5 protein-coding genes and 1 pseudogene are annotated in these 6,790 nt (G+C 73.9%); 3 read left to right on the top strand and 3 right to left on the bottom strand.

What is annotated here, in order from left to right:
* Positions 1-325: 325 nt before the first annotated feature.
* Positions 326-1,177 carry an alpha/beta fold hydrolase gene (locus ACFWN1_RS17575; protein WP_384362773.1) on the top strand — a complete coding sequence of 284 codons (852 nt, stop codon included), beginning with the start codon at positions 326-328 and terminating at the stop codon, positions 1,175-1,177.
* A gap of 64 nt (positions 1,178-1,241) precedes the next feature.
* On the opposite strand, the gene ACFWN1_RS17570 is transcribed toward ACFWN1_RS17575, so the two are convergent.
* The 3 genes from ACFWN1_RS17570 to ACFWN1_RS17560 all read right to left on the bottom strand — a co-directional run bounded on the left by ACFWN1_RS17570 (position 1,242) and on the right by ACFWN1_RS17560 (position 4,366).
* A complete protein-coding gene (locus ACFWN1_RS17570; protein WP_384362771.1) occupies positions 1,242-2,840 on the bottom strand; it encodes a transporter in 1,599 nt (532 codons plus the stop codon).
* On the bottom strand, positions 2,837-3,613 hold the full coding sequence (locus ACFWN1_RS17565) for an ABC transporter ATP-binding protein (RefSeq protein WP_384362769.1): 777 nt from the start codon (positions 3,611-3,613) through the stop codon (positions 2,837-2,839). The genes ACFWN1_RS17570 and ACFWN1_RS17565 overlap by 4 nt, the downstream gene beginning before the upstream one ends.
* 99 nt (positions 3,614-3,712) lie before the next feature.
* Positions 3,713-4,366: a bifunctional DNA primase/polymerase gene (locus tag ACFWN1_RS17560; protein ID WP_384362767.1), complete on the bottom strand. Its 654-nt coding sequence runs from the start codon at positions 4,364-4,366 to the stop codon at positions 3,713-3,715.
* A gap of 281 nt (positions 4,367-4,647) precedes the next feature.
* Here ACFWN1_RS17560 and ACFWN1_RS17555 point away from each other — a divergent pair, with 281 nt between their 5' ends.
* Both ACFWN1_RS17555 and ACFWN1_RS17550 read left to right on the top strand, forming a co-directional pair.
* The gene (locus ACFWN1_RS17555) at positions 4,648-6,033 is read left to right on the top strand and encodes a transcriptional regulator (protein WP_384362765.1); all 1,386 of its coding nucleotides are present in this window, start codon (positions 4,648-4,650) and stop codon (positions 6,031-6,033) included.
* Positions 6,034-6,173: 140 nt separating this feature from the next.
* Positions 6,174-6,790 (top strand): annotated as a pseudogene (locus ACFWN1_RS17550) (hypothetical protein); the annotation flags it as partial.

Raw genomic sequence — 6,790 nt, 5'->3', positions numbered from 1 at the left:
CCTCCCCGGTACCGACCCGGAGCCCCGAGCTCCCAGGGTCAGTCCCTCCGGACCGTTTTTCCCCGAGCGGTCCGTCCCCCCACGCCAGAGAAGATCCCCTCGGTGGTGGCGATCATTCCTCTTCAGGTGTCACTCGAACGAGGGGTGTTGGTCGAGCGAATGCCCATGTCGAATGAGCATTCGATAACCTGCGACGACGGAACCACTTCCGACAGAACCACTACGGCAGCACCACGACGGCAGCACCACGACGACAACACGGCAGCGGCAGGGGCAGGGGCAGTACACCGGTACGAGGCAGGCGGAGCTGGGGGGTGCCAGGTCGATGGCACGGCGTATCGAGGTGACAGGGGCGGGCGGGGTGCGGCTTGCCGCATGGGAGTTCGCGGAGCCCCCCAAGGAGGAGGCCGGGCCCGGCGTGCTGCTCCTCCACGGTCTGATGGGGCGTGCCGCGCACTGGGCGCCCACGGTCCGGGGTCTCGCCGGACGGCACCGCGCGGTCGCGCTCGACCAGCGCGGGCACGGCCAGAGCGCCCAGCCCCCGGAGGCGGCCTGCACCCGCGAGGCGTACGTCGAGGACGCCGAGGCCGCGCTGGAACAGCTCGCCCTCGCCCCGGCCGTCCTGGTCGGCCACGCGATGGGCGCCCTCACCGCCTGGCAGCTCGCCGCCCGCCGTCCCGACCTGGTGCGGGGCCTCGTCATCTGCGACATGCGGGCCTCCGCGCTGGGCGCCGCCTCGCAGGCCGAGTGGGCCGACTGGTTCCGCTCCTGGCCGCTGCCCTTCCCCACCCTCGCCGACGTCCGGCGCTGGTTCGCCGAGGACGATCCCCGCCTGGAGCGCCCCGACCCCGCGCGCGGCGCCTTCTACGCCGAGGTCATGCACGAGTCCGCCGACGGCTGGCGCCCCCTGTTCGACCCCGACCGCATGCTCCGTACCCGCGAGACCTGGGTCCACGACGCCCACTGGGACGAACTCACCCAGGTCCGCTGCCCCGCCCTCGTCGTCCGCGGCCTCGACGGCGAACTCGGCAGGGCCGAGGCCCAGGAAATGGTCCGGGTCCTCCCCGAGGGCCGCTACGCCGAGATCCCGGACGCGGGCCACGTCCCCCACTACGACCAGCCGGCGGCCTGGCAGGGGGTGCTGGACCGCTTCCTGGGCGAACTGGAGACGTCCTGAGGCTCGGCCTCCGGCCCCGGGAGCACCTGCCCCGCCCGCGTCGCACCGTCGAGGCGGCGCGGCCCTATCCCCTGCTCACCGCCGTCAGGATCTCCGGCAGCCGGGCCGCCGTCTTCGGGGCTGCCAGGCGCAGGCCGGTCAGGGCGAGGGCCGCTCCGTACGCGGTGCCCGCCGGGAGGAGGAGCCAGGACCACCAGGCGCCGCCGTCGCTGACGTTCAGCCAGATCGTCGCCGCGATGACCGGGGAGCAGAGCAGGGCCGCCGCGACCATCCCGCCGAAGATCGAGATCCAGGCGAGGCCCGCCTGACCGGGTGCCACGTTCTTGTGGCCCTCCTGCGGTATCGAGTACGGGGAGCGGGCCGAGGTCCAGGCGCCGGTGGCGAGCATCGCGCCGAGCAGCGCCAGGGAGAGGCCCAGCACCTCCGGCAGCCGGGACCAGTCGCCCAGCAGCGCGGTGGTCACCACGGTGACGAGGGTGGCGTACGGCAGGGTGATCAGCAGCAGGGCCAGCGCCCGGCCGCGCAGCTCGGCGTAGGCGTCGCGGTCGTCGGAGATGGTCATGGCCACCATCCAGAACGCGGAGGTGTCCTGCCCGAACTGGTTGTACATCTGGATGCCGAGCATCCCGGAGGCGAAGCACGCGAAGTACAGCGAGCCCGCGCCCTGGATCGCGTTGAACACCGGCACGATCAGGCCGATCGCCAGCGAGGTCACCCACGCCGCCTTGGTCTTCGGGTCGCGCCAGATGTAGCGCAGGGTCCGCTCCATCACCGCTCCCGTGCGCCCGGCCGGCAGCAGCCGGGCGAGCCCGGCGGAGGCACGGTCGCGGCCGCCGGCGTCGGCCGCCTGGAGCGTGGAGCCGTCCGGCGAGGTCATCAGCCGGGTCAGGCTCCGCGCCCACGATCCGATCAGCAGCACCAACAGCACGGCACACAAGGCAAGTTGGGCCAGCGCCGTATCGTACGCCCCCTCGCTCGCCGAGCGCACCGCGCCCAGGGCCGAGGCGGGCGGTACCCAGGACAGCACGTCGGCGACCGGCCTGAGCTGACCGAGGCCGCCCGAACCGAGCCGCTGCGCGCCGAAGTTGACGAGCTGGCCGCCGATGGCGATGACCAGCCCGCTCAGCACCGCGAGGTCACGGCCCCTGCGGCTGGTCAGCAGGCGGACGTTGGCCGCGGCGACCGCGCGCGCGAGCGCCACGCAGGTCAGCAGCGCCAGCGCGACCCCGACGACCGCGAAGGCCCAGCCCGCGCCGTGCGCCAGCGACAGCCCGCAGCCCGCCAGCACCAGCAGCGTGAACACCGGGCCGACGCCGGCCAGCGAGGCCACCAGCAGCCCGCGTACCAGCGGCCGGGGCCGCAGGGGCAGCATCACCAGCCGGGTCGGGTCCAGCGTCTCGTCGCCGCCGGGGAAGAACAGCGGCATCACCGCCCAGCCCAGCGCGAGCACCGCGACCCCGGGCACGGCGACGGACTCCGGGTGGGACTGGAAGCGCAGGGCGACGAAGCCCAGCAGTTGCAGCAGCGCGAAGATCAGGGTGAGCACCGCCGACGCGACGAACGCGGCCCGCCGGCCCGTGGACTGCCGCAGCCCGTTGCGCAGCAGGGACAGCTTCAGCCTGACCAGGACCGAGGTCACCGAAGAAGGCGTCGCGGTCGTCATCGGACCACCCCGCCGCCGAGCCAGTCCAGATCGGACCCGGTGTCCCGGTCGTTCGCGCCCACCAGCTCCAGGAACGCGGCCTGGAGCGTGGGGTGTTCACCGCGCACCTCGGCCAGCGTCCCGGTCGCCCGGATGCGCCCGGCGGCCAGCACCGCGACCCAGTCGCACAGCGACTCCACCAGCTCCATCACGTGCGAGGAGAACACCACGGTGGCGCCGGAGGCGGTGTACCGCTCCAGCACACCCCGGATGATCTGGGCCGACACCGGGTCGACCCCCTCGAACGGCTCGTCCAGGAACAGCACTTCGGGGTTGTGCAGCAGCGCCGCGGCCAGCCCGATCTTCTTGCGCATACCGGTCGAGTAGTCGACGACGAGCTTGTGCTGCACCCCGGCGAGGTCCAGCACGTCCAGCAGCTGGGTGGCCCGCTTGTCCACCTCGGCGCCCGGCAGCCCGCGCAACCGGCCGCTGTAGGCCAGCAGTTCACGGCCCGACAGCCGCTCGAACAGCCGCAGCCCCTCCGGCAGCACCCCGATCCGGGACTTCACCGCGACAGGGTCCCGCCACACGTCGTGCCCGGCGATCTCGACCGACCCCTGATCGGGCCGGAGCAGACCGGTCACCATCGACAGGGTGGTCGTCTTGCCCGCTCCGTTCGGGCCCACCAGCCCGATGAACTTCCCGGCCGGCAGCTCGAGATCGATGCCGCCGACCGCGATCTGCTGCCCGAACCGCTTCCAGAGTCCCCGTACCCGCACCGCTGCCTCGGTCATGACGGAAACCCTACGGCGACCGCCCCCCTCCGGGGCACCGGTGCGGCGGAACACCCGGCTCCGAGTACGGCTGACTGGGCCCGGCCGCAGGCGTACGGCTCAGAAGTCCCGGCCGCAGGCGTACGCGAGCGGCGGTACCAGTTCCTCCGCGTCCGGCAGCCAGCGGTTGGCGGGCGTGGGGCGGCATGCCCACTGCACCGCGCCCCGCGAACCGACCCGGGTCGGCGGCGCGGCCACGTACCGCCCCTCGCCGAGCGGTACCAGATACCGCGCGAACGTCGTCCAGCGCAGTCGCCGCACCAGCTCCGGTGTCTTGGCCGCGCCGCCCGGCAGCACGAAGAACTGCATCTGCCGGTCCGGGGTGACCGTCACCGGGCCGATGTTCAGCTCCATGCGCCGCATCCGGGCCAGCGCCAGGAAGCCGGTGCTCTCGGGGACGGACAGCGCGTCGAAGGTGCGGCCCGTCGGCAGCAGGACCGACGCCGTGGGCCGCGCCTGCCACATCCGCCGGACCACGCTCGCGCTGCCGGTCGCGCGCGTCGCCCAGTCGGGGCGCGTGGGGTGTGCGCCGGGCGCGGGGCAGACGGTGTCGCCGCAGGAGCAGTACCGCACCCCGCCGAAGTCCTCCAGCCAACTGCCCGCCAGCACCTCCCAGTGCCGCTCCTCGACGTAGGCAACGGCGGCCTCCAGCGGCGATTCCCGGCGCTGGGGCGGAATCCGGGCCGTCTCCGGGCCCGCGGTCGTCTCGTCCACGTCCCACTCAACTCCCGCACCCACCTGGAGTTACGGTCCGGCCGCGCGCGGGACGGCACCGGACGGCCGGCCGGGGCGCATGGGAGCACGGGCGGGGGCGCGTGGGAGGGACGTGCCGCCGGCGCGGGTAGCCAGGAAGGGCACGGGGCGCGCCCGCTCACGGCTTTACCCCGGCAAACCGCACATCTCGCGCATTGACCGTATGTCGACTGGGAAGTGATCCGCATGACCGGAACGTCCGGTGGGATCTTCACGCTCCAGGGGTTCGCAGGGGGTAGCGCATGGCCGCGAGGCCGCTAGTGGCGAGGCAGCCCAACGAAAGGCTGCAGGCACTCATCCAGGAAGCGGGGTGCTCGAACGCGGGGCTGGCCCGACGCGTCAACATGTGCGGCGCCGAGCACGGACTCGACCTGCGCTACGACAAGACGTCCGTGGCCCGCTGGCTGCGCGGCCAGCAGCCGCGCGGACGCGCCCCGGCGATCATCGCGGAGGCACTCGGCCGCAAGCTCGGCCGCACGGTCACGATCGACGAGATCGGCATGGCCAACGGCAAGAACCTCGCCTCCGGCGTGGGCCTCCAGTTCTCGCCGACGGTACTGGGGGCCATCGAGCAGGTCTGCGAGCTGTGGCGCAGCGACGTGGGGCGGCGGGACTTCCTGACCGGTTCCTCGGTCGCCGCCTCCGCGCTGGTCGAGCCCAGCCGGGACTGGCTGATCTCGGCGCCGGACGCCCAGGTGGCGCGGCAGGCGGGCCCGCGTGTGGGCCAGGCCGACGTGGCGGCCGTGCGCTCCATGACCCAGGCGCTGGTCGACCTCGACCACCAGTACGGCAGCGGGCATGTCCGACCGGTCGTCGTGCACTACCTCAACAGCGTGGTCTCCGGGCTGCTCGCCGGCTCCTACCGGGAGGCGGTCGGGCGTGAACTCTTCGCCACCGTCGCCCGGTTGACCGAGCTGGCCGGGTACATGGCGGTGGACACCGGCCAACCCGGCCTGGCTCAGCGGTACTACATCCAGTCGCTGCGCCTGGCGCAGGCGGCCGGCGACCGGGCGTACGGCGGGTATGTGCTGGCCGCGTCCATGAGCCATCTCGCCGGCGAGCTGGGAAACCCGCGCGAGATCGCCCAGTTGGCGCGCGCCGCGCAGGAGGGCGCCCGGGGCCGGGTCACCCCGCGCGCGGAGTCGATGTTCCACGCGGCCGAGGCGCGCGGGCACGCCGTGCTGGGTGATGTGCGCGCCGCGCAGGCGTCCGCCGGGCGGGCCATCTCGGCGCTGGAGCGGGCGGACGCGGCCGACGGGGACGACCCGGTGTGGATCGCCCACTTCGACGAGGCGTATCTCGCCGACGAGTTGGCGCACTGCCACCGCGACCTCGGCCAGCCCGAGGCGGCGGCCCGGTACGCCCGGCAGGCGCTGGAGCGGCACCCCGTCTCCCGGGCCCGGCGCCGGGCCATCGGCTATGTGCTCCTCGCCACGGCCCAGGTGCAGCAGCGCGAGATCGAGCAGGCGTGCGGCACCGGCATGAAGGCGGTGGAGCTGCTGGAGACGCTCCGCTCCGAGCGGGGCACCGAGTACCTGGATGATCTCCAGCAGCGGTTGCAGCCCTTCCGGGACGAGGCGGTGGTGCGGGAGTTCGGGGCGCGGCTCGATGTCCGGCAGGCTGCCTGACGAGGGACTCGAACACGCGGGGGCGCCCGAGTGCCCTTGTGGGAAAGGGCACTCGGGCGCTGAGCTGCGTGGCACCGGGCTCGGCGGACCCGGTAGCGTGAGCCGACGATTCCGAACGTCCTTCAATCGTAGGAGTCCCGGTGACGCAGAGTGGACAGGGCGATGAGCCCTCGGCGCGACCCGCGCACGAAGGCATCGTGCTGCCCTCCGACGGAGGGGAGCCCCTGCTGCCGGGCATGACGGGCCCACCCGCCGCGCCCCAGGGTGGTCAGGAGTGGGGCGACTCCTGGGGCGCCGGTCAGGAACAGCAGCCCCAGCAGGGCCAGGGCTGGCCACCGGCCGCCGCCCAGCAGTGGCCGGGCCCGGAGCAGCCGGCCGGCCCCGGCCCCATGCCGCCCGCCGGCCCCGCCTACGACGCGCAGGGGTACGGCGGCGCCCAGCCCTACCCGCGGCAGCACCAGGACTACGGCTACCCGCCGCAGGCCGCGCCGCCACCGATGGACGAGGCCGCCACGCAGTACATGCCCCCCGTGGGACCCGGCCCCAGCCACGGCCCCGAGGGCGCGACCCAGTACATCCCGCCGGTCCCGCCGGGCGCTGCCGACCAGGCTGCCACCCAGTACATCCCGCCGGTCCCGTCCGGCGGTGCCGACCAGGGCGCGACCCAGTACATCCCGCCGGTCCCGTCCGGCGGTGCCGACCAGGGCGCGACCCAGTACATCCCGCCGGTCCCGTCCGGCGGTGCCGACCAGGGCGC

The organism is Streptomyces sp. NPDC058459, assembly GCF_042721685.1.
Lineage (GTDB): Bacteria > Actinomycetota > Actinomycetes > Streptomycetales > Streptomycetaceae > Streptomyces.
The sequence above is the reverse complement of the archived record's forward strand: the minus strand, read 5'-3'. Positions and strand labels throughout refer to the sequence as shown.